The sequence below is a fragment of the Bifidobacterium sp. AGR2158 genome, from assembly GCF_000424225.1.
Taxonomy (GTDB): Bacteria; Actinomycetota; Actinomycetes; order Actinomycetales; family Bifidobacteriaceae; genus Bifidobacterium; species Bifidobacterium anseris.
The window spans coordinates 1-19,682 of the sequence record NZ_AUJM01000020.1 but is presented as its reverse complement, the minus strand read 5'-3'; the positions used below and the strand labels follow the sequence as shown (position 1 = coordinate 19,682).

The following is a 19,682-nucleotide window of genomic DNA, read 5'->3' as shown; positions in this document are numbered from 1 at the left end:
CGGCGCAAGCGCGTCGGGGCTTTTTCAGTAAGGAGGGCCGTATGGCCGAGGAAAACACCACCGAACCGGACAAGCCGGACGTGTCGCAGGACGACGCGCAGACGAATCCGGAGGATCACAAGGAGCAGTCTCCGTGGGAGAAGGCTGGCGAACAGTTCGATCCCGAGAAGGCGTGGAACCTCGTGCAGCATCTGCGTGAGGAGAACAAGGGCCTCAAGGAGAGGAACCGCGCCTATGAGGACGAAAGGCTCTCCGACAAGGAGAAGGCCGAGCGTGACCTCGCCGAGGCCCGCGAGCAGCTCGAACGGGTCAAGGCGGAGCGCACGCTCGCGCAGATCCGCGCGAAATATCCGCAGCTGACGGACGGGGACATGGATTTCCTCGGTTCGGGCACTCCCGAAGAGCTGAACGCTCGCGCCGCGAAGCTCGCGGCAAGGTTCGACGCGGCGAAGGCGTCCGCCGGGCCGGAAGGCAACATCAACCCATTGCGTCGCAGACCGTCCGGTGGCACCGACCCGACGAAGCCGCGTCATACCGACTGGATTCGCGACGCGCTGGCGAAACACTGAAACATAGGAAGGAAACATCATGGCCGAGAATTTCGCCGATGTCATCAAGCGTTCCGATCTGGGCGACAATCTCATCCCGGACGAGCACAGCACCGAGATCATCCAGACCCTGCCGGAGTCGTCCGTCATTATGACGCGCGCCCGCAAGGTGCCGATGAGCAAGAAGAAGAAGACGCAGCCGGTTCTGGCGACCCTGCCGGAAGCGTACTGGGTCGACGAGGGTGGTCTCAAGCAGACCACGAAGACCGGTTGGGAGGACGTGACCATCACCGCGGAGGAGCTTGCGGTGCTCGTCCCGATTCCGGATTCCGTCGTGGAGGACGCGGACATCGACCTGTGGGGCGCCATCCGTCCGCTCATCGCCGAGGCGTTCGGCAAGAAGGTCGACGAGGCCGCGCTGTTCGGCGTCGACAAGCCTGCGTCGTGGGGCGATGACGTGTTCAAGGCGGCGAAGGCCGCCGGCAACACGGTCACCGCGACCGCCGACCTGCCGAAGGACGTCACTGACCTTGCCGGCAAGATCGCCGAGGAAGGGTTCGATGTGAACGGTTTCGCGTCGCAGGCGGGGCTTGACTGGAAGCTGCGCGGCATGCGTGACGCGAACGGTCAGCCGATCTACGGCAATCCGCTCGCCGAGGGACAGCCGAACACGCTGTATGGTCAGCCGCTCAATCCGGTGCGTAACGGTTCGTGGGATGCCACGAAGGCGACGCTGCTCGCCGCGGACTGGACGAAGTTCGTGTACGGCGTGCGTCAGGACATCACGTTCAAGATCTTCGAGGAGGGTGTCATCTCCGACAAGGCCGGCAAGATCGTGTACAACGCGATGCAGCAGGATTCGAAGATCATGCGTGTCGTGATGCGTGTCGGTTTCGCCGTCGCGAACCCGATGACCCGTATCGGCACGAAGGGCAAGCAGTATCCTGCCGGCTTCATCATCCCGTCCACCGCGTCCGCCGGCGCCGGGGCGTGATGAATCGTGTCGATCGAAGCGTTCGCCACTCCTGACGAACTCGGCGAGTGGCTCGGCGAGCCCATCACCGACGAGCATGATGTGAAGCGCGCCGCCCGTATCCTGCGTGCCGCGTCGAATCTCATCCGCCGGTACACGGCATGTTCGTGGGCCGGCGACGAGGTCCCAGCCGACGGGTTGCCGGAGGAGCTGAACGACGTGGCGTTGTCGTGCGCGGCGCGCTACTACGTGAATCCGAACGGTGAGACGCAGTGGACGCGGCAGATCGATGACGCGATGGACGGCGGAAGCCGTAAGGTCGAACAGTCCGGACTGTATCTGACCGCGGACGAGAAGAGCATCCTCGACTCGGTGAGGCCACCGTCCGATTCGGTTATCGCCGGTGTGGGCACGGTGCATACGACGCGTGGTGATTTCGACGGCTATGAGGGAGATGGTTTCCCATGGTGGACGCTGACTGGGTCGGAGACGTCCTGACCGACGGGCGGCGCATGGCCGAGTCCCTCATGGCCGACGAGTGTCGCATCGTGCATCCGACCGGGCGGATGATCGTGGACCGGACGACCGGAGTGGCCGCGCCGGAGACCGCGCTCGTCTATGAGGGTAGGTGCAAGGTGCAGACCGCCGGCGGTGTCGCATCCCAGGTCGTGTCGGCGGCGGGTGATTCGACGAACGTCGGCGGCAACGTGCCCGTCTGGGCGCTCTACCTGCACCTGCCGGTCACGGTGGAGACCGCTGTGAGTGGTGATATCGCCGTCATCATGCACAGTCGCGACCCGTCCCTCGTGGGGCGGCGCCTGAGACTGGTGAATCTGCAGTCGGAGAAGACGTGGGCCACGGCTCGCCGGTGGAACGTGTCCGAGATGCCTGCGGAAGCGGAGGTTGATGATGAGTGACGTCTCGCAGTTGCGCGCGTTCGCCGGCAAACTACGGAGTGCGCCGAGCGTGAAGGCCCGCAGGGTGAGGGCGACGACCGTGAAGGCCGCCGTCAACATCAAGAAGGCGGTGCAGGCCGACCTGCGTGGTTCGTCGAACGCGGGCATCCGAAGGATCCCCATCCAGTATGAGGAGCCGTTCCTGTCGGCTCCGATGACCGTGACCATCCAGATCGGTCCGGAAGCGAAAGCCGGCGGATTGGCGAACATCGCGTTCTTCGGCACGTCGAAGGGCGGAGGCGGTCACCGGTTCTACGAGCATGCGGAGGCCGAGCTGGATACGTGGAAGCGGTATCTCGGTGAGGCCATGGAAGGATTGGACTGACATGGTCGCATACGTTGACGCCCGTGACCGGGTGCTCGCGCTCGTGCCGAAACTACCCGGCTGGCGCACCTATCTGGGAGTTCCCGCGCAGGGAGCCTCCCCGCCGTGGGTCGTGGTCTCGTTCAGCGAGACCGGCCGGGACAGCACCGAAAACCTGCGCACCTGCTCGCACATGGGCCGTCTGGATATTCGGGTCGTCGGTGAGAACGACGAGTCCATCGGTATCGTGTGCGACAGATTGCAGACCGTGCTCGACGGCGCGTATCCGGGCAACGGATTGGGCTGCCTGGTGCCGGACCGTGATTCCGGCGTGTATCAGGCCGAATTGGTGTCGCCGATGACGGGTTCACCCTTCTCCATGCGTGTGCTCACATGGACGGTCGGCTGGGAGACATAGGCTCTCCCGGCCGCTCTCAATAACACAGTATTTGATTTGTTCTCTACAACCTTTTTGGAGGTATTCATTATGACTACAGAGGTTTCCGCCTCGCTGGAAGACGGCATGGTCAAGACCGTTTTCGTCCCCACGCTTAAAGACGTCAGCGCGCCGACCGTGGCCGAACTGACCACCGGCGTGCTCGACATGTCGATGTGGCTTACCGCTGACGGCTTCTCCGCCACGCACGGGCAGAACATGATCGACGATGACCGCGAAGGCAGCGCCGAGGTCGGTCAGATCCCCGGGCAGGAGACGTGGACGGACACGACGCTGCGTGTCATCGACAACATCAACCGCGTCGACGCGGACGGCAAAGCGGTGGGAAACGAGCTCGTCGAGACGCTCACGCGTGGCACGACCGGCTATTTCGTGCGCCGCCGAGGACTGCCGTCCGCCGAACCGTTCGCCGCCGGGCAGAAGGTGTCGGTGCTGCCGGTCACGATCGGCATCAAGACCCCGGTCGCCCACGCCGTCAACCAGCGTCAGCTCTCCCAGATCACCTTCTCCGTGAGTCCGGGCGCCCAGGACGAGACCGCGGTCGTGGCCGCCGGCACCGCCGGCAAGTGACCGGTGCCAACCGATAATCGATCAGCGGCCCGCCGCCCATGATACGGCGGCGGGCCTCCCATACAGGAGACGATCATATGCTGCCATCCATCAAACGACCGACCGCGCAGGTGGACGTGGTCACCGACCTCGACGCGCTCGACCGGTCACGCGTGCTCGCCAAACGACTCGAGACCCTCGAATCCGCATCGGCCGCGGGCATGACCGAAAGCGAACTGTCGGCGCGCGCCGACGAGGCGAAGAAGCTGCGAAGCGAACTCAAGGACATCATGAGGACGGTGAACGACGGCACGCTCGTCATCGACCTGCAGGGCCTGAACGCCAGCTCGTGGGAGCAGGTCATCGCCGAACACACCACGACCGACCCGAAGAGCGGCGAGCCGGCACAGGATACGTTCGGCGTCATCCGCGACGCCATGACCCGCATGGCGACCGGCGCGCACATGAAGCCCACGCCGGATGAACCCATCGCGTTCTCCGACACGGAATTGGCCGGCCTGCTCGGGCAGATGCCCGACTCGCAGCTGCTGACCATGCTCCCCGTCATCCAACGGCTCAACACTCCGGCGGTCTCCCTCCCAAAAGCGTAATCCTCGAGCGGCTCGCCGACCGCATCGCCGCCGACCCGATGCTGCTGGCGGCATTGCGCACCGCACGCACGCTCGGCGTCAGCTACAAGCAGTTCCGCGGATGGACGCCGAGCATGGGCGACGAGATCGAATGGGACGAGTGCGAGCAGACGTGGATGCTCGCCCTCGAGAGATACGAGCAGACGCACGTGTGCCCGTTGTGCGGCATGGATCCAGCCATCTGCCACGACGAAACCCGATTCAGACAAATGTTCGACGGCGCCGACGTGTACGTGTGCTTCGCGTCGCAGGCACGTGAGTTCGCCATGCAGCAGTACGTGAAAAGCGGCGTCGTCGAAGCGCCGCACTCACAGACCACACGATTGCGCCCACGACGATAGATAGAAGGAGCTGATGATGGCCGTTAACGAGAACATCATGGTCCGCCTGACCGCGAACATCTCCGACTACTCGGCGAAGATGCAGGCCGCCAGCGCGCAGACCGAAAAGCTCGCCACGACCATCGTCAAACCGACGAACCGTGTGCGGCAGTTCGAGACGGCGGCCACGAAGACAGGCATGGCCGTCGGCGCCATGTCGCTCGCGTTCGGCGTCGCCGGCGTGAAGATGTTCGCGGACTTCGACGAGGCGATGAGCGAGGTCAAGGCCAACACCGGCGCGACCGGCGACGAACTCGACGCGCTCAAGAACGCGGCGCTCGACGCGGGCAAGAGCACCGTCTACAACGCCACGCAATCCGCGCAGGCCATCAACGAGCTGGCCAAGGCGGGCATGAGCACCGCTGATGTGCTCTCAGGCGGCCTGTCCGGCGCGTTGAACCTCGCCGCGTCCGACGGCATGGAGGTCGCCGATGCCGCGGAGCTCATGAGCTCCACACTCGCGCAGTTCAATCTCACGGGCTCGGACGCGGGCAGGGTCGCCGACGCGTTGGCGGCCGGCGCGGCGGCCGCACAGGGTTCCGCGGCGGATCTCGGCTACGCATTGTCGCAGGCTGGTCTGGTCGCCAACAGTTTCGGCATCTCGATGGAGGAGACGACCGGTGCGCTCGCACTGTTCGCGAACACGGGCATGATCGGTTCGGATGCCGGCACGAGCCTCAAGTCCATGCTGCAGCGTTTGGCGAATCCGTCGAAGGAAGCCGCCGCCACATTGGAGGAGCTTGGCATCAACGCGTATGACGCCTCCGGTGAATTCGTCGGCCTCGAATCGTTGGCCGGCCAGCTCAAGAGCCAGATGGGCGGCCTGACGCAGGAGCAGCGCAACGCCGCCATGGCGACGATCTTCGGCGCTGACGCGGTGCGCGCCGCGAACGCCCTCTACGAGGCGGGTGCGGATGGTGTCGCCGAGTGGACGCAGACCGTCTCCCAGTCGGGTGTGGCGGCCGAGATGGCGGCCGCGAAGACCGACAACCTCAAAGGCGACATGGAGCAGCTCTCCGGCGCCCTTGAGACGGCGCTCATCAAGACGGGCAGTGGTGCGAACGGCGCGTTGCGCGACATCGTGCAGTCCATCACCGGCGTCGTCGACGCGTTCGCGAGCCTCGACCCCAGCATCCAACAGTGGGTCGTCAAAGGCGGCCTGCTCATCGGCGTGTTCGCCGGCCTACACAAGGGCCTCGGCGATTTGAAGAACTCCACCAGCGGGTTCGGTCAGGCGATGGGACTGGTATGGGACCCGGTGCAGAGGCTACAGTCGGCGCTGCCGCAGTTCAATGCAGGCTTCTCGGATCTGGCGAAGTCTTTTGTGACGAACGCGCGCGGCGCCGAGCTCATGTCCAATGGCATGACTCGCGCCCAGACAGCGACAAGCGGTCTAGGCAACATCTCCAAGGGCGTATGGAGCCTGCTCGGCGGCGGCTGGGGCATAGCACTGGGCATCGCCGGCACGTTGCTCGCCGGCTACGCCGAAAAGGTCCAGAAGGCCAAGGCGCGCACACAGGAGCTCGAGGCGGCCATCGAATCGGGCGCGAACGTGTCCGAGAAAATGGTCAAGCAGATACAGGAAGTCGACTACGGATGGTACGACCGGTGGAAGAGCGGCGTCGACAACCTCTCCGGAGCGCTCGACAAGGCCGGCATCAGCATGAGCGAATTCGTGCGCGCCGCGCAAGGCGACCAGGGTGCGCTCGACAAGATCAACGGCGTCATCGACAAATGGTCGAAATACGACTCCGACACCAAGGAATTCCACCTCGCACGCTTGCTCAAAAGCGACCTCAACGACCTGTCCGGCGCCTACGAGGACGCCAGCGAGAAAGCCGACGCCGCCAAGAAAGCCAACGAGGAACTCGCCGCATCCGCCGACCAGACCGGCGACGCCGCCAAGGACGCCGCAGACGGCACCGACGAACTCACCGGCGCCATGGACGAATCCCAAAGCGCAGCCGAGGAATACGCCGACGCCCTCGACGACCTCATCGACGCGCTCTTCTCCATGGAAACCCCCACGCTCAACGCCGCACAGGCGCAGGTCCAGCTCGACGAAAGCATCAGAGAAACCGTCGACAAGCTCACCAAACAAGGCAAGGTGCTCGACGAAAACGGCAACTACCTCGCCGGCATGCAGGAAAAAGGCGAAGAAGCGAAATCCGCACTCTACGACCTCGCCGGTCAGGCACAGAACACCGCGACGAAGATCCTCGAGGAAGGCCAAGCCACCGGCGACATGGAAGGCGCCACCAAACGCGCCGGAGACGCCCTCGCCGGCGCCCGCGACGCCTTCATCGACGCCGCAGTCGCCGCCGGCATCAACCGCGACAAAGCCGCCGAACTCGCCGACAAATTCGGCCTGAGCCGAGACAAGGCCGAGGAACTCAAACAAGGCCTCGAACAACTCGACCAGACCAACGCGGACCCCACCGTCGACGCCGACACCACCGAAGCCAACCAGAAGATCGACGACACCAAACTGCGCCTGCAATCCATGCCCAACGGCCAATTCATGGTCTACGGCAACAACAAGCAAGCCATGCAGGCACTCGCCGAAATCACCGGCGCGACGATCGACCCGAAAACCGGCACGCTCATGCTCAACAAGGACCAGTACGACATCGCGCTCGCGATCGCCAACGGCGCGACGATCGACCCGAAAACCGGCTTCCTATTGGGCAATGACAATGACTACTGGAAGCATGTGGCCGAATCGAACGGCTGGAAGATCGATCCGAAAACCGGATACATCTACGGCAACAACGGACAGGCGATGAAGTCCGTGAAGCAAGTGCAGCAGCAGAAGATCAACGACAAGAGCTTCGCCATCACCGCAACCGGCGCGGCCGCGGTCGAACAGCAGATCGGCCGCATCCAGCAGATGCGGATCGGCGACAAATCCTTCACCGTCAAGACCTACTACACGTCTCAAGGTGAGAAGGTGCATGGCGGTACGATTCCCAAGGCGTCGGGCGGTATGGTGTTCGGTCCTGGAACCGGCACGTCCGATAGCATTCCTGCCCGCCTGTCGAACGGCGAGTTCGTGGTGAGGGCCGCTCAGGCACGTCGTTTTCGTGGCCTGCTCGAGTCCATCAACAACGGTTCGTATGGCGATTCGCAAGGCTATGCGCATGGCGGCATGGTCGCGGCTCAGGCGTCTCCCGCCGAACCGTATGTGCGTGAGGTTCGTGACCGTGCGGTGGCTCCCCAGTATTCGCAGTACAACACGTTCAACATGCGCGGTGCCGCGTCTCCGCGCACCCAGTCGGACATCATCGCCGCAAAACTTCGTTTCGTCGGCTCGAGCATGATGGGAGCGTAAACGTATGAGCGTTGTGATGCTGTACGGCGACGGGTTGGCCGAACCGGTTACGTTGGATGGTTCGCCGGATGCCGGTGTCGGTATTCTGCGTGGACTCGAGGGTTGGCTCGGCACTCCGGGTTCGAAGGTCGATCTGACCGAACGACGGGAGGGTGACGGTGCGCATGACGTGGCCGAGTCGGAACTGTTGTATTCGGCGCGCACCGTCACCATCCAATACCGTCTGCTCGCCCAATCGTGGGACGGTCGCGAGCGGATGCTCGCCATGCAGGACGCGTTGCGTGCGCTGCTTGGCCGTGAGGTGACTGTCCGTGTCATCGACGGGGACCGTGACCATATGTGCCGCGGCTACGTGGATTCGATTGACGTGGCCGAAACCGCGCAGAATGTGAACTGGCAGACGATGACCGGTCAGGTGGTGGTCGTCTGTCCGCGTCCGCAGATCCTCTCATGGGATGCGCACCTGCTGCAGTTGACGTGCAACGAGCAGGGGGTGGCCGGAGTCGGTCTGTGTTATGGGCCGCGACTCGCGACGTATTGGGAGGGCGAACCGAACAACAGCGTGAGCGTGCTCGTGACGGACACGAACGCCGGCACGAGCGGATTGCATTATCCGCTCTCGTATTTCGAGTTCACCGAGACGGACAACATGACCGCCGGCGTGCTGCACAATACGGGCAGTGCTCCCGCGTTCCCGCAGTTCCTCGTGCATGGTCCGCTCGAGCACGGTATCAAACTGTCATTCCCCGGAACCGGTCTCACGTTGGAATACGGGGAACCTGTCGGGGATGTTCCTGTCCTGTTGGATGCGCGTACCCGACGGGCGAGTATCGATGGGGCTGACTGTTCCGCCGGTTTGAGGAGCCGTGGGTTCCCGACCGTACCGCCGCACGGTGATTTGCGTGTGGAGTTGATGACGATGGGCAGGGGGTACGTCGATTGTTCGGCGCACGACACCTACATGTAAGGAGATAACTCATGGGTGCATTGGGAGTTGCTGCGACTCGTGATGGTGCGGGGTTGACGCCGATGGAGCATCGGCATATCATCGCCGCCGAATACGAGTGCGATGGCATCATCGACGGGTTGGATGTGCGTGGGCGTGCCGACCTGACGTATCAGGTCACGGAGGGTGTGGCGTTGTGTCAGCGCAGTACAGCGGATGGTATGACGCTCGCGTACTGGCCGGGAGGTCAGTCGCCGGTCGTTTCGGCGAACACGTCATCGAATCCGCGTATCGACTGCGTGTGGATCCGGTCGAACAATGAGATCGAGTATCATGCGGAGGACGACCTGTATGATCACGGCAACGCGGTCGAGATAGGCGTGACGCAAGGTGAGCCTGCCTCGAATCCGGTCGCGCCGTCGTTGCCGCCTAATTCGACGCTGGTGCGTCGGGTCAGGGTGCCTGCCGGTGCGGCGAGCACGCAGAACGTGACAGTTGATGGGTCGGTGGACTATGCGGTGTCCAAGTATACGAATGGTCGGACGATCGGGTTCACGCGTTTGAGCAATGATTTCACGTTCAATTCGACGAATTGGACGTCGTACTGCCGTACGCAGATCATGATTCCCGTTGACCGTATGCTCAGGTTCGAGCTTACGTGCAATCCGGCATGCGACCCGCCGGGTGGCGCGTTGGATTTCAAGAAGTACTGCGAGCTGATGGTCGGGTTCCGTATCGACGGACGCCAGTACGGGATGAATCATTACATCACGTGCTATGGGGCGTGGGATGACAAGTATGTGACCGACCGTGCCGAATGCGTTCGTGGCACTCATGACGTGGATGTGATCGTCAAGAAAGGCAACGGTAACGCTGGAGTGAAGTTCCATGGCGGCGTGCTGCCGGGCTTCGTGCTGCGTGTGACCGATCAGGGTCCTGTCCGCTAAGGAGGTGGGCGTATGCCGTGGCGTCATTACCTGTATCAGGCGATGAGCGGCGAGCTGGGTGCTCCCATCGACCTGCCTGCGTTCAGTTGGAAGGTGGGCGTGTCCGATTCGTCGCTCGCCACGTGCAAGGACAAAGACGCCGGCGACTATGAGTCTGATGGGCTCACGGTGCCGTGGACTGAGATTCCAGGCGCCGACTATGCGCGGAAACGGCTGAACGTAGCGACGGGTCGGCGTGGTGTCGTGTCCCTGTGGAGGGATGTGACGATGCCGCCGGCGATGCTCGGACGTCCCATCGTCGGCGGCGTCATCGGCGTGCGTAACGACACGGCGCAGGATACGAGTTTCGCGGTGCAGTCTCCATTGTCCGTGCTCGAGTCGCGCTATCTGGTGCGTGAGGGCAGGTATGCGGCGGGTCCGAACCACACATCGCCGGACGTGATACGGTTCGACGGAATGTCGTATCGTGGCATCGCGTCCGAGATAGGCTACTTGTGCACGCAGGCGAAGCCGGGTGGCTACATGCCTGTTGACTGGTCGTATCGTGGGGAGCGTGGTTCACGCGCCCGCGCGTATGAGGCGTGGGATATTCAGAATCTGTCGTGCCGGAAGCTGTTCGATAACCTGTCGAACGTGTTGGAGGGGCCGGATATGCAGTTCCGTCCGTATCTGACTGATGACGGCACGCATGTGCGCTACCGGTTTGTCGCCGGTTCGGACGCCGAACAGTATCTGGGACAGCATGTCATCCATCAGCTCGCCTATCATCCGGCTGGCGGCACGATAGGCGAGCTGACGGTGGATCATCTCGCTCCCGTGATGCGCGTGTATTCGTCGGGGACTGGGCAGGACAAGGCGCAGAAGTGCGCGTTCGCGCAGGACCTGTCTTTGGTGGAACGATCGAATGATCCGTGGCCGCTCGTGGAGATGACGTATTCGGATTCGGATACGGACACGTATGATGTGCTGCTTGCGCATGCGCGCAGCGTACTGAAGGCGAACGGTCGTCCGCTCATGCAGATTAAGGGTGTCGTGCACGCGGATGACGCCGATGATATGGGCAATCCGCTGCTGCCGTTGGGGTCGTATTGGCCGGGTGAGCTGTTCGACCTGCATATTTCGGGGTATGCGCCGTTGCCGGATGGGACGTATCGGACTCGACTCATGGAGATGAGCGGTGACGAGTCCGACCGTGTGGAGCTTGTGTTCGATGTGATGGAGGATCCCTCCGTCTGAGTGTTTTGGAGGTTTCGTATGGCTCAGCATCCGATCATCAGCCCTAAGGCGGAGGATGTGCCGCTACTGCTCGCGATGCGTGCGATGCGCACGGCGAAATCGTTGCAGACGCGTCGTTCGGGTACCGCGTATTATGCGGATGCGGACGGTAAGGGCATTCTTGTCGGCGAGGACGCCGAGGCGGGCATCAACCGGTATGATCCGGAGACGGGTGAGCAAGCGCCGCTGTTCGAAGGTATCAGTCAGGAGGAGCTGGATGCTCGGGGTGATGCGATCCTCGAGGCGGCCAAGGCTGATACGGCAACGCAGATCACTATCGTCAACACGACGATAAACGAGGCCAAGCATGATATCGCGGAGAATAAGGATGCTGCCAGTGCGGCTCAGGCGCTCGCGCAGAAGGCGAAGGACAAGGCGGACTCAAACGCGTCTGCGATCGAGGACGCAGGAAGGGAGTTCGACCGGTACAAGACCGCTGCCGATAAGGCGCAGCAGGATTTGGACGACAAGCTCGCCAATCAGGGTACTGTGCTCAACGGCGTGAAGTCGGATGTGGCTCAGGCGAAACAGGATATTCTGGCTCAGTCGTCGCAGATAACGACCATCGGCAATAAGTCGGATACGGCGCAGAACATGGCCGGCTCCGCGATTTCGACGGCGAACAGTGCCATGTCTCAGGCGTCTCAGGCGATTTCGACAGCGAACACGGCCGCGGCGAATGCTGCCGACGCGAAGCGTAACACGGTCACGAATGTGACGGTGGAATACGCGGTCTCCTCTTCCAATACCACGGCTCCTGAGACCGGGTGGAGCACGAGCACTCCTACGGTTGCCGATGGCGCGTATGTGTGGATGCGAACCATCATCGGCAAGGGAAACAACACTACGGTGACAAGCGACCCTACCGTTGTCACCGGCAACACTGGTGCGGCCGGCGCGCAAGGGCCGGCAGGTGCGGCCGGAGCTACGGGCGCGCAAGGCCCGAAGGGAGATAAGGGAGACAAGGGCGACACCGGCGCGCAGGGGCCGAAAGGAGATAAGGGAGATACCGGAGCAACGGGAGCAGCCGGCATCTCGATCACTGCCGTCACTATCTACTTCGCACTGTCGCTGAGCAAACCGGACAAGCCGACCACTCAGACACCGGTATCGCCTTGGGGAACGGCGGAACCGGCATATGACCGTGACAAGCAGCTGTATACCACGTATCGCGTTGACTATTCCAATGGGACCTTCTCGTGGACTGACGTGCAGATTGATTCCGCCTATAAGGCGTCTCAGGCGGCTGAGACTTCGGCTCGTGACGCGGTGCGGACCGCGGCGAATGCTGCGACGATGGCGAACACGGCGAAGACTGCTGCTGACGAGGCCAAGAGCACGTCGGCCACGGCGAAAAGCACTGCCGATAATGCGCAGTCGGTGGCGACTCAGGCATCCGCTACTGCGGTGGCGGCGGATCAGGCCGCTACGAGCGCTCAGGCTGCTGTGGATGCGGCGCGGCAGAATGCGCAGGAGCTGCTGGTGAATCCAGGGTTCGAGGATGGTGCGACGGGGTGGACGACGGATGTGGAGGGTGCCGCGTGGTTGCAGTGGTCGGCGTGGTCTCGTTCGGGGTCGTGTCGTGCGTATCTGAACGGGTCCCGTGGTACGGCGATGCTGGCGAGCACGAATCCTGTGCAGGTGACGACGGGGCGGTACTACCGGTTCGCCGCGTGGTACAAGCTGTTGACCGCGGTCAGCGGTGCTGATAGTGGCGGCTTGCGGTTGCAGTGGTCGAACGCGGACGACCCGGCTGATGCGAACTGGCAGGAGTTCACTGCTGCCGTGACTGATATGGTGTTCACGGGTGATACGTGGACGTGTGCGGAGCAGATCGTGCTCGTGCCGGGAGGGGTGAAGTGGATTCGCGCGTGCATCCAGTTCGCGAGTCCGGTAGACGCGTACTTCGATGACTGCTCGCTGATCGACTACACACATATCCGTGAGCTGGAACTGGCCGCGAGCAAGGCTCAGAAGACAGCTGAGGCTGCTGCCGTGGCCGCTGCGAACGCCGACGCGAAGGCGGTCGCAGCCGATCAGAAGGCCATCGACGCGGCTGATTCTGCGAGCCTCGCGTTCACGACCGCCGACTCGAAGAACCGAATCTTCTTCCAGAAGACCGACCCGGCTTCGAGCGCTGATATCAAAGCGAAGCTCAAGCCCGGTGACATGTGGCTGCAACCATCCGACAAGCTCAAAACGTATTGGGAGGGCGAGCCGAACAAGTCCGTATCGGTGCTCGTGGACCATTCGGATGAGATCGGTCACACGTGGATTTGGAACGGGGACGGGTGGAGCGCGTACATCCTGTACGCGGAGCATATCATCGCCTCCGGTTCGATCGTCGCCAGCCTGATCGCCGCGAACGCGATCACCGCGGAAAAGATCGCTGCAGGTGCGGTCACCGCCGACGCGATCGCCGCCACAGCCCTGTACGGCAAGATCGTGAAGGGCGGCACGTTCATCTCGCAGAACGAGAGAATCGTGCTGAACGACGAAGGACTCGTACTGAAGGATGCTGGCGGGAACGCGACGGTGACGATGCTGTCCTCGGACGGCAGCGTGACATTGCGTGACGCCTATATCGTGGATGGTGCGTTGCACGCGCCGGTGATCGATGCTGGCGAGTTCAAGGCCGGTCTGATCGAGGGTTCGAACATCGTCATCAAGGACAGTGGCGGCTCTACGCTCATGCAGTGGAATTCGTCCGGCATGAACCTCATGGACTCGCTCACATTCGCCAAGAAGAACGGCGAATGGGTGCTCTCGTTGAAGGGCGCATTGCAGTCGGGCGGCGACATCAGCGGTGCGACGATCACGGCTCCCACGTTGCAGACGAGCGCGGAGGAGAAGAAGGGACTCAAGCTCACCTCAGGTGGTCTGGTCGCCTATGACACCGACGGCAACGTTTCGTTCACGCTCGACAACGATGGCAACATCCTCATGGACGGTGGTCTGTCGAGCAATCTGGAGATCAGGGCGGCGAAGGTCACGGGCGGGCAGGTGCTCGGTTCGAACTTCTACACGTCGGAGGATGCGGATAACCGTGTCGCCATCGATTCGCGCGGGGTCACGGTGACTCGCGGCGGCGAGACGGTCATCAGTTTCCTGACGGACGGGCCTATCGATACTGGCGTGTCCGGTCTGGTGGTCGAGGAGCGGCTGGATACGGCGCTCATGGATATCGGCGGTCGTATCGACGCGACGAACGAGGCGCTGAACGCCGAGGTCGAGGCGCGCCGACAGTACATGAGCTTCGACCCGTCGAACGGGCTGACCATAGGCGACATGACGGACGAGGCCGCGTACCGGATGCAGCTGACCAGCACCCGATTGGAGTTCAAGGCGGGTGAGACGACGGCGGCCTACGTGAGCAACGAGCAGCTGTACATCAACAACGCGCAGGTCATGAACACACTCAGGATCGGTAATTTCGCGTGGATGCCGCGTGAGAACGGGCACATGTCGTTGCAGTATGTCGGAAACGGAGGTGCGTGATGCCTACAGGGCCGGTACAGGGTAATTGGCGTTGCGAGATGTATGCGGCGGTCACGTCGCAGAACAACTCGAGCGTGACCATTTCGTGCACGGCGGCGATCCAGACCGTGAACGGCTACTGGTACAGCGGTTTGACGGTACGTGGCAGCGCGGGCGTGAACGGGCAGTGGGCGAACGTTGACCGTTCCGGGGTGAGCGTGAATTCCGGGCAGACCGTGAACATGGCCACGAAGACGCTCACCGTAGCGAAGACGAAAGGCGTGCAGACGATCCAGTGCGGCGGTGAGATTCGCGTCACCGGCTATGCGGCGGGCGTGTCCGGCGCGACCATGACCGTCTCGGTGCCCGCGCTGCCGTCTCATCGTGTCACGTATGACGCGAACGGCGGCAGCGGCGCTCCCGGGGCGCAGACGAAATGGTACGGCGAGGTGCTCACGCTGAGCGGGACGCGTCCCACGAGGGCGAACTACACGTTCCGGGGATGGTCCACCGTGCGCAACGGTGCGGTGAACTATCAGCCGGCAGGCCGCTACGGGGCCGACAGGGACGTGACCCTGTACGCGGTGTGGGCGCTGGCCACCAGACCGCCGGATATCCGTTCGTTCTCGGCGCTGCGTGTGGACGCGGACGGCAACCCGGACTCGTCGGGCACGTCGGTGCGGTTCACGGCGGACTGGAACGTGGACGCGTCCGCGGATGCGTCGAATTCGTGCAGGACGCTCGGATTCGCGTACAAGGACGCGTCGGGCGCATGGTCGGAGTTTGAGGCGTCGGCCACGTCCGGCAGCGGGACGAACACGACGACGGCCACGTTCGACGGGTTCGACATCGACCGCTCGTATCAGCTGCGTTGCACGCTGACCGACAAGTACGCGACCGTCACCCGGTACACGACCATCGGCCCGGCACGGTTCATCATGGACGTGTCCGCGGACGGCGAGGGTATCGGCATCGGCGCTCCCGCACCCGCGAACGGGGTGAACATCTATGGCACGCCGGTCAGGATCAACGGGTGCCGCATGCCGCGCATGTTCCAGGGCAGCACCGTCATCACGCCGTCCGCGCCGGCGATGCGCCACACGTTGTTCACCGAGACGCAATGGGCGTCCATCACCGGCATCGACATCGACGAGGGGCATCCGACCGTGTTCGTGTCGAACGGCGACGTCAACGCGCAGAACGTGGTGTTGACGGGCGCCGGGTACGCGTCGAGCACACGGCAATGGTACGTGTGGTGCGCCTCGGCCGTGTCCGGCATGTTCCGCGTCAACTACGTCATATTCATTTAAGGCAAGGAGGAAGCGATGATCGAGGTACCCGCTCAGGAGCTGATCGCAGTGCTGCGTGAGCAGAACGCGCAGCTTGCGTATCAGAATGCGGTGCTCACCGCGCAGATACGCGTCTTGCAGACACGACAGGGAGAGGAGGATGGTCATGCGTGAATCACGGAATCTGTGCGTCAATCCGAAACCGGCCAACAACACGGCCAACACGTGGATAGGGAACAAGTGCGACATCACGCTGGGCGATGGAATGCTCGTCACCACGCCTGATGCGACGGACGGCATGGCGAATCAGATCGGCAACATCTATGCGAGCTGGCAGTCCGATACGTTGCCTGCCGGCGACTATGTGGCTGGCGTGATGCTCAACTCGTATTCAGGTGCTGGCGACATGCCCACCTTCCAAAACCGTATCCTGCTCGTCACGGGCGCGGACGGGTCGGTGCTCGCCACCGCCGCATACACGGGGCGCGACCGAACCCGATACGCGGCACGTTTCATTCTGCCTACTGCACAGCAGGTCACGATGCGCCTCTACGCGCCAATGGCCGACGGACAGAAGGCGCGCTACCGGCAGGTGCTGCTCATGACCGCCGGCGACTACGACGCCATGATCAAGCAGTGCATCGCATGGTTCGATGGCGACGCTGCTATCACGGGGGGGGTACCTCCTCTTAGCTCTGCGCCCGCATTCCGCTGTGCATGTCCTCGTCTGGGGGTGTGCACATGAGCGTGGAGATCAGGAATCTGTGCGCGACGCCGTACGGCGAGAAGCTTGCGACCTATACGTGGAATGTGGAGAAGACGCAGGATACGGATATGGGCAAATGGTCGTACCGGACACCACCGGGCGGCCACTTCGAGGGAACGTTCAAGTTCGACATGGGCTATTCGCCAAGCAAGGTGGGGGATGTACTCGTCTGCGTCTACTCATGCGACGCGCCGGACAAGCTATGCTTACCGCGCAACGCCACCACTCAACGCATATCGAGTACGGACACGACCGAGGGAGCGGCGCTCACGGATCGAATGGGATGGGTCGCCGGCCGTATCTCGGTAGCGGCCGGCGCGCACGAGCTGTGGATATTCCGCGAATGTGGATGGGTCACATTGGAGGGTTGCGCCGTATTCGGCGAGCAGGACTGGGCGACGGTCAAACAACTGCTCGAAAACGGTGTCCTGACGATGCCGTGGTTCGCGCCGCCCAAGGACGCGCAAAGCGGGCCGCCAGTCCTAATCCCGTAACCGCCCTCTCTGCATGGGTGGTGGCGGCATGATTCGCAAAAACTGGTTTTTGAACGCTGCCTGCAAGGGCAATGGGGCGAAGCCCAACAGTGTGATCGACGTCGCCGACAATAGCCTCGTATGGGGATGGGCCGGACGTACCGGCTGGTGCGCCACCTCGAAGCCGGGCAGCAGCGGATCATACGTCGAATGGATATTGGACGTATCCGAGTGCGCCGGCAAACCAATGGTGTTCGCGTGCGAACTGGGATATGTCGGCTCCGACACGTCACGCGGTGAGGTTGTGCAGATCATCGGAACGGACGGGATATCGCTCGCGGTGCTGCCGCCCGGACGTCCAGCACAGCGCGCGCAACTGTTCCGGTTCACCGCACCGGCCGATGGCGTGCTGCGCATCCGCTTCCGCGGCCCGCGCGGTGACAGCGAACCCGCACAGCTCGCCGTGTACAACCCGCAACTCGAACTGGCCGATACCTACGACAATCGCGGGACCACTCCCGCCTATTTCAACGGAGACACCTACGCCTAAGAGAAGGATTGGACGATGACGCTCACCGCAGGGGACTGGGTCACGATAGTCAGCTGTGTGCTCGGGTCGGGTACGATCACCGTCATCGTCCAGCATGTGCTCGACTGGGTGCAGGCCACGTGCAAACGCGAGGAGACCCTCGAGGTCAAGGCGCGCAACTGCATCTCGAGGCACAGCGCCCTGTCGATGCTCAAAACTGTGCACCGTGACTCCGTGGCACGCGGATGGGTGCCACTCGACGACCTCGAGGAGGCGCAGGAGATCTACGACTCCTACCACACCCTTGGAGGCAACGGCGCGGGATCGCGCATCATCGCCGACCTACAGCGCATGAAAAACTACCCACCCACTCATTAATCAGACACAACCCATGGGGCCGTGGCAATCCCGCCGCGACCCCTTTCCATATCAGAAAGGAAAACACCCATGAAGAACTGGGATACGCTCGAGGCCGACCTCGACCTCATTCTCGACAGGCACTTCACCGGAGGGCGCGACGGCTGCAAGATCGACAAGGTCATCCTGCATCACAACGGCGGTAATTTGTCCGGTGAGGGCTGTTACAGGGTGTGGCAGACGCGCGAGGCGTCCGCTCATTATCAGGTCGACGCGAACGGCGTCATCACGCAGATCGTCTGGGACGGTGACACCGCATGGCATGCCGGCAATTATCAGGCCAACTGCACGTCCATCGGCATCGAGCATGCCGACATCTCGACGAACCCGTGGAAGATCAGCGACGCCACCCTCGACAACGGCGCGCACCTGACCGCGGCCGTCTGCAAATACTATGGCCTTGGCCGCCCGCAGTACGGCAAGAACGTGTTCTTCCACAAGGACTTCTCCGCGACCGAATGCCCCGCGTCGATCGCCGGGTCCCAGCGCGACGCCTACATGCACCGCGCCCAGGAATGGTACGACAAGATGACCGGGAGCAAGCCGTCCGCAACGGCAAAGCCCGCGGCCAAGCCGTCCGCGCCGGCGAAGAAGAGCGTCGAGACCGTCGCGCGCGAGGTCATCGCCGGCCAGTGGGGCAACGGCGACGACCGCATGAATCGCCTGCGCGCGGCCGGATATGACGCGCAGGCCGTGCAGAACCGCGTCAACGCGCTTCTGGGCGTCTCCACGCCAAGCGCCAACGTGGATCTCAATGCGCTGGCGGACGCGGTCATCCGTGGCGACTACGGCAACGGCGCGGAACGCCAGCGCCGCCTAGGAGCCAACTATGCGGCCGTACAGGCCATCGTCAACCGCAAGATGGGATGGTAAAACATGATCGACGAACATCTGACCGATGACGACCTCGACCGCATGCACGACGACGCGGACCAGCCACTGCCGGACAGCGTGCCAGTCCGTGAGCCGTCGGCCAGCCCAATGCGCGTATGGATGCGCGCTGCATTCATCCGCGCGGCGAAGACTGCGGCGCAGGCCGCGATCGGCGTGCTGGGCACGGGTGTGATCGGGCTCATGCAGGCCGACTGGGCCAATGTCCTGTCTATCTCTCTCATGGGCGGTGTGCTCAGCCTCCTGACGAGCATCGCCGGCATCCCCGAAGCAGACGACGGCTCCAGCCTGGCCGCGATCGCCGACCGTATGGAATAACCGCCAACCATGTCCCGCTCCGCTGCCTCGTTTGGCAGGGGAGCGGGACTTTTTCTGTTTCCTGCGGTACGAGTAGAATGGAACAAACACATGGATGGTCACATCGTGAGATGGGACAAAACAGTGGACAGAAATCGTCGGGCACACCGACAGCGTATGAATCGCAACGGTTCCAGAGCGTCGTGTTCAAATCCTGTCAGCCCGAC

The 19,682-nt window shown here is 62.9% G+C and carries 22 protein-coding genes; all 22 read left to right on the top strand.

Going from position 1 to position 19,682, the window contains the following annotated elements; genetic code table 11:
- The first annotated feature begins 41 nt into the window (after positions 1 to 41).
- The 22 genes from G606_RS0108250 to G606_RS0108145 all read left to right on the top strand — a co-directional run bounded on the left by G606_RS0108250 (position 42) and on the right by G606_RS0108145 (position 19,476).
- Positions 42 to 569, top strand: a complete 528-nt coding sequence (locus G606_RS0108250; protein WP_026645556.1) for a hypothetical protein — start codon at positions 42 to 44, stop codon at positions 567 to 569.
- A 19-nt stretch (positions 570 to 588) separates the two neighbouring features.
- Positions 589 to 1,542, top strand: coding sequence for a phage major capsid protein (locus G606_RS0108245; protein ID WP_026645555.1), 954 nt, complete (start codon positions 589 to 591; stop codon positions 1,540 to 1,542).
- 6 nt (positions 1,543 to 1,548) lie between these two features.
- Positions 1,549 to 2,019 carry a hypothetical protein gene (locus G606_RS10370; protein WP_051198745.1) on the top strand — a complete coding sequence of 157 codons (471 nt, stop codon included), beginning with the start codon at positions 1,549 to 1,551 and terminating at the stop codon, positions 2,017 to 2,019.
- Positions 1,986 to 2,438, top strand: a complete 453-nt coding sequence (locus tag G606_RS0108235; protein ID WP_231371470.1) for a DUF6093 family protein — start codon at positions 1,986 to 1,988, stop codon at positions 2,436 to 2,438. Before G606_RS10370 ends, G606_RS0108235 begins: the two co-directional genes overlap by 34 nt.
- Positions 2,428 to 2,802, top strand: coding sequence for a hypothetical protein (locus G606_RS0108230; protein ID WP_034524094.1), 375 nt, complete (start codon positions 2,428 to 2,430; stop codon positions 2,800 to 2,802). The genes G606_RS0108235 and G606_RS0108230 overlap by 11 nt, the downstream gene beginning before the upstream one ends.
- 1 nt (position 2,803) lies before the next feature.
- Positions 2,804 to 3,199 carry a hypothetical protein gene (locus tag G606_RS0108225; RefSeq protein ID WP_026645552.1) on the top strand — a complete coding sequence of 132 codons (396 nt, stop codon included), beginning with the start codon at positions 2,804 to 2,806 and terminating at the stop codon, positions 3,197 to 3,199.
- Between the two features lie 69 nt (positions 3,200 to 3,268).
- The gene (locus tag G606_RS0108220) at positions 3,269 to 3,808 is read left to right on the top strand and encodes a phage tail tube protein (RefSeq protein ID WP_155802869.1); all 540 of its coding nucleotides are present in this window, start codon (positions 3,269 to 3,271) and stop codon (positions 3,806 to 3,808) included.
- 77 nt (positions 3,809 to 3,885) lie between these two features.
- The gene (locus G606_RS0108215; protein WP_026645550.1) at positions 3,886 to 4,398 is read left to right on the top strand and encodes a hypothetical protein; all 513 of its coding nucleotides are present in this window, start codon (positions 3,886 to 3,888) and stop codon (positions 4,396 to 4,398) included.
- A gap of 53 nt (positions 4,399 to 4,451) precedes the next feature.
- Positions 4,452 to 4,778, top strand: coding sequence for a hypothetical protein (locus G606_RS10775; protein ID WP_155802867.1), 327 nt, complete (start codon positions 4,452 to 4,454; stop codon positions 4,776 to 4,778).
- A gap of 13 nt (positions 4,779 to 4,791) precedes the next feature.
- On the top strand, positions 4,792 to 8,148 hold the full coding sequence (locus G606_RS10360; protein WP_081664137.1) for a phage tail tape measure protein: 3,357 nt from the start codon (positions 4,792 to 4,794) through the stop codon (positions 8,146 to 8,148).
- A 4-nt stretch (positions 8,149 to 8,152) separates the two neighbouring features.
- Positions 8,153 to 9,115: a hypothetical protein gene (locus tag G606_RS10355; protein WP_155802865.1), complete on the top strand. Its 963-nt coding sequence runs from the start codon at positions 8,153 to 8,155 to the stop codon at positions 9,113 to 9,115.
- A gap of 11 nt (positions 9,116 to 9,126) precedes the next feature.
- Entirely contained in the window at positions 9,127 to 10,041 is a 915-nt protein-coding gene (locus G606_RS10770) for a hypothetical protein (RefSeq protein WP_051198736.1), read from the top strand.
- A 12-nt stretch (positions 10,042 to 10,053) separates the two neighbouring features.
- Entirely contained in the window at positions 10,054 to 11,277 is a 1,224-nt protein-coding gene (locus G606_RS0108190) for a hypothetical protein (protein WP_026645549.1), read from the top strand.
- 18 nt (positions 11,278 to 11,295) lie between these two features.
- Positions 11,296 to 14,814 (top strand): collagen-like triple helix repeat-containing protein, encoded by a 3,519-nt coding sequence (locus G606_RS11490; RefSeq protein WP_051198734.1) that lies wholly within the window; start codon positions 11,296 to 11,298, stop codon positions 14,812 to 14,814.
- 74 nt (positions 14,815 to 14,888) lie between these two features.
- Entirely contained in the window at positions 14,889 to 16,103 is a 1,215-nt protein-coding gene (locus tag G606_RS10330; RefSeq protein ID WP_196800020.1) for an InlB B-repeat-containing protein, read from the top strand.
- Positions 16,104 to 16,118: 15 nt separating this feature from the next.
- Positions 16,119 to 16,256: a hypothetical protein gene (locus G606_RS11250; RefSeq protein ID WP_155802863.1), complete on the top strand. Its 138-nt coding sequence runs from the start codon at positions 16,119 to 16,121 to the stop codon at positions 16,254 to 16,256.
- Positions 16,243 to 16,827, top strand: a complete 585-nt coding sequence (locus G606_RS0108170) for a hypothetical protein (protein ID WP_196800019.1) — start codon at positions 16,243 to 16,245, stop codon at positions 16,825 to 16,827. The genes G606_RS11250 and G606_RS0108170 overlap by 14 nt, the downstream gene beginning before the upstream one ends.
- Entirely contained in the window at positions 16,824 to 17,342 is a 519-nt protein-coding gene (locus G606_RS0108165; RefSeq protein ID WP_026645547.1) for a hypothetical protein, read from the top strand. Before G606_RS0108170 ends, G606_RS0108165 begins: the two co-directional genes overlap by 4 nt.
- A 28-nt stretch (positions 17,343 to 17,370) precedes the next feature.
- A complete protein-coding gene (locus G606_RS11245) occupies positions 17,371 to 17,871 on the top strand; it encodes a hypothetical protein (protein WP_155802861.1) in 501 nt (166 codons plus the stop codon).
- A gap of 15 nt (positions 17,872 to 17,886) precedes the next feature.
- Positions 17,887 to 18,228, top strand: coding sequence for a hypothetical protein (locus G606_RS10325; protein WP_034524087.1), 342 nt, complete (start codon positions 17,887 to 17,889; stop codon positions 18,226 to 18,228).
- 69 nt (positions 18,229 to 18,297) lie between these two features.
- Positions 18,298 to 19,140 (top strand): N-acetylmuramoyl-L-alanine amidase, encoded by an 843-nt coding sequence (locus G606_RS0108150; RefSeq protein ID WP_026645545.1) that lies wholly within the window; start codon positions 18,298 to 18,300, stop codon positions 19,138 to 19,140.
- Positions 19,141 to 19,143: 3 nt separating this feature from the next.
- Positions 19,144 to 19,476, top strand: coding sequence for a holin (locus tag G606_RS0108145; RefSeq protein ID WP_231371469.1), 333 nt, complete (start codon positions 19,144 to 19,146; stop codon positions 19,474 to 19,476).
- The last annotated feature ends 206 nt before the right edge of the window (positions 19,477 to 19,682 follow it).

Coding starts and splice junctions, on each gene's coding strand:
- G606_RS0108220 (WP_155802869.1), top strand. CDS start 3,269: ATGACTACAGAGGTTTCCGCCTCGCTGGAAGACGGCATGGTCAAGACC.
- G606_RS11245 (WP_155802861.1), top strand. CDS start 17,371: ATGATTCGCAAAAACTGGTTTTTGAACGCTGCCTGCAAGGGCAATGGG.
- G606_RS10355 (WP_155802865.1), top strand. CDS start 8,153: ATGAGCGTTGTGATGCTGTACGGCGACGGGTTGGCCGAACCGGTTACG.
- G606_RS0108250 (WP_026645556.1), top strand. CDS start 42: ATGGCCGAGGAAAACACCACCGAACCGGACAAGCCGGACGTGTCGCAG.
- G606_RS11250 (WP_155802863.1), top strand. CDS start 16,119: ATGATCGAGGTACCCGCTCAGGAGCTGATCGCAGTGCTGCGTGAGCAG.
- G606_RS0108245 (WP_026645555.1), top strand. CDS start 589: ATGGCCGAGAATTTCGCCGATGTCATCAAGCGTTCCGATCTGGGCGAC.
- G606_RS11490 (WP_051198734.1), top strand. CDS start 11,296: ATGGCTCAGCATCCGATCATCAGCCCTAAGGCGGAGGATGTGCCGCTA.
- G606_RS0108190 (WP_026645549.1), top strand. CDS start 10,054: ATGCCGTGGCGTCATTACCTGTATCAGGCGATGAGCGGCGAGCTGGGT.
- G606_RS10325 (WP_034524087.1), top strand. CDS start 17,887: ATGACGCTCACCGCAGGGGACTGGGTCACGATAGTCAGCTGTGTGCTC.
- G606_RS0108170 (WP_196800019.1), top strand. CDS start 16,243: ATGGTCATGCGTGAATCACGGAATCTGTGCGTCAATCCGAAACCGGCC.
- G606_RS10360 (WP_081664137.1), top strand. CDS start 4,792: ATGATGGCCGTTAACGAGAACATCATGGTCCGCCTGACCGCGAACATC.
- G606_RS0108145 (WP_231371469.1), top strand. CDS start 19,144: ATGATCGACGAACATCTGACCGATGACGACCTCGACCGCATGCACGAC.
- G606_RS0108230 (WP_034524094.1), top strand. CDS start 2,428: ATGATGAGTGACGTCTCGCAGTTGCGCGCGTTCGCCGGCAAACTACGG.
- G606_RS0108235 (WP_231371470.1), top strand. CDS start 1,986: ATGGTGGACGCTGACTGGGTCGGAGACGTCCTGACCGACGGGCGGCGC.
- G606_RS0108165 (WP_026645547.1), top strand. CDS start 16,824: ATGAGCGTGGAGATCAGGAATCTGTGCGCGACGCCGTACGGCGAGAAG.
- G606_RS0108215 (WP_026645550.1), top strand. CDS start 3,886: ATGCTGCCATCCATCAAACGACCGACCGCGCAGGTGGACGTGGTCACC.
- G606_RS10770 (WP_051198736.1), top strand. CDS start 9,127: ATGGGTGCATTGGGAGTTGCTGCGACTCGTGATGGTGCGGGGTTGACG.
- G606_RS0108150 (WP_026645545.1), top strand. CDS start 18,298: ATGAAGAACTGGGATACGCTCGAGGCCGACCTCGACCTCATTCTCGAC.
- G606_RS0108225 (WP_026645552.1), top strand. CDS start 2,804: ATGGTCGCATACGTTGACGCCCGTGACCGGGTGCTCGCGCTCGTGCCG.